This window comes from Paenibacillus sp. 01T422, from assembly GCF_056398785.1.
The window spans coordinates 1-2,310 of sequence record NZ_JBFTQB010000975.1; the positions used below are offsets into that span (position 1 = coordinate 1).

1 protein-coding gene is annotated in these 2,310 nt (G+C 47.1%); it reads left to right on the top strand.

Going from position 1 to position 2,310, the window contains the following annotated elements; genetic code table 11:
* Positions 1 to 2,310, top strand: a 2,310-nt coding sequence (locus AC1DUA_RS34315) for an exo-alpha-sialidase (protein ID WP_477503998.1), incomplete at both ends; no start/stop codon positions are given.

Sequence of the window (2,310 nt, forward strand, 5' to 3'; positions counted from 1 at the left end):
GAGTTGTTGTGTGTATGGTTTCAGGGAAATGGCGAACGGGATGCGACGACGACACGAATTATGGGAGCACGTTCAACGGATGGCGGAAAAACATGGTTGAAACCGTTCGTAGTAACCGACGCGCAAGATATCGCTGATATTAATCCTGTCGTATACGTGGATTCCGGCGACCGCCTCTGGTTTTTCTGGTATCCCGTATTGGCGGGCAGATGGCAAACGTCCCAACCTAGATATGCTTATGCTGAAAAAGGCAGGTATGAGCTTGAAGAGGTCGGGAACAAAGCGCCGAATTGGACATTTTCAGAAAATGTCGGGATTAAACTCGGTAAAAACATTGGCGGTGTAGTCGATCCAAAAAGCACAGATGATCATATAAGTCAGTCGATCGATGATAGAGCTGGAGCCACAACAAGGCCTTCTTGGGCTACAGCACCTCTTGTAGCGCGCCCAGAGTTGGCCAAAGGTTTCGTGAATACAGTAAAGGCCAAGCTTGATGAGCAAAAAGAGTACCTGTTCAAACCGGTGGCTGACAATGGAGCGGGTATGAGCCGCAAAATTAATGAGGCTGAATTCGATGGTTTAGTCACGCAGACCATGCAGTTAATTGGCGGCGACCCAACCAAATATCTATATGCTCCGACAGTAGCGGACACGATTACTGAACCTCRTTCCGGTTATCCGTACGCCCGTCGACTGGGCTGGCAAACCAAAGATAAGCCGTTTGCTGTAGATTTAGGCAATGGCAAAGTTCGTTTACTTCTGCCTCTGTATTCAGATATGTTGGAAATGAGCATAATGGCTTTTACAGAGTATGATCCAACCAAACCTCTTGCGGATAACTCGATTCGTTGGGAGATGAGTGAGCCCATTGTAGGAGTCGCCAACATTCAGGCCACGATGGCTCAAAGAACAGACGGTACGATTGTAGCTTATATGCGTGACAACGGTCCAAGGCCTTATCGTGTGGTGGCATCCGAGACTAAAGACAAGGGATTGACATGGTCAACGGTCAAGGATGTTCCAGAGCTGCAGGATCCCGGTGTAGGGCACGACCTTTTGCAACTTAAAAATGGGAATTGGGCATTCGTTCACGTAGATACGGAATCGAACCGGAACACGTTGGCTGTCGCCCTTTCGGACGATGAAGGCAGAACGTGGAAATACAGAAGGCATCTTGCCCTGGATACAAGAAGCAGTGTGGGTAGCTATCATTATCCGGCCATCACTCAAGCACATAATGGAGATATCCTGATCAGCTTCAGCCGATTCTTCTCGTCGCTGGATATGGATTCAGCTAACCAATCCTTGGGTGGCTATAAAAACATTACTTTCTCCAGAATTACAGAGGACTGGATTAAGCAAGGTGATGCGGCAAACCTAATCAGAGAGTATGAGAGCATCGATCGTGAAATTGCAGTTCCGGCCTCATTCAATATCAGTACGGCATCCGACAGTGCGATTAAGGCTCTTTTCCCATCTACGATTAAAGCCTATACCTCCTATAAACCGGGGGCAGAGAACGCATTTCTTCCATATGTTGATTTGCCCGTAAATTGGGATATCGCTGCTATTAAAGCGAACTATAAACTTAATTCTTTCATTAGCAACCTTACCGGCGTTGTTGATGAGACTAAGCTTCCGCAGGGTGTAACAAGCGAGATGCTGCCATTTTTCAAAGCACCCTTGAGGGTGTATCTCTACAATGATCCCAACGCAGTTGCGGCTCAAAGCTTGGAGTTAAATAAAACTAATCTAGCTCTGTTCAAGGGGCAGTCTGAAGCATTAATTGCTACAGTATTCCCTAGCGAAACAACGAATAAGACAGTGCTGTGGAGTACTAGCGATTCCAATGTTGCTACGGTTGATACTAATGGCATTGTCACGGCTGTTAATAAAGGAGCTGCTGTCATTACTGCTAGAACACTTGACGGCAACTTTACTATGGCAGCTAATGTAGATGTGAGGATACCTGCAGCAAGTGTTGTGGTCACGCCGAGTGAAATCACGCTGCAAAAGGGGCAAACAGGTACTTTGGCAGCAGCCGTATCGCCGGATGATTCAAATATTAAAGCAATCAACTGGAGTTCAAGCGATGACAAAGTCGTTTCTGTGAATGATAAAGGGGAAGTTACAGCCCAGAGTGTTGGTAACGTAATTATTACTGCAGAAGTGATTGACGGAAGCAACATAGCGTCTGGAACGGCGGTCGTTAAAGTACTTGGAAGCAGCGGTGGTGGTAGTGGCGGTAACAATGGTAACAGTGGAGGTAGCGGCACTGGCAGCAGCAACTCAACAACTCCGCCTCTAGTG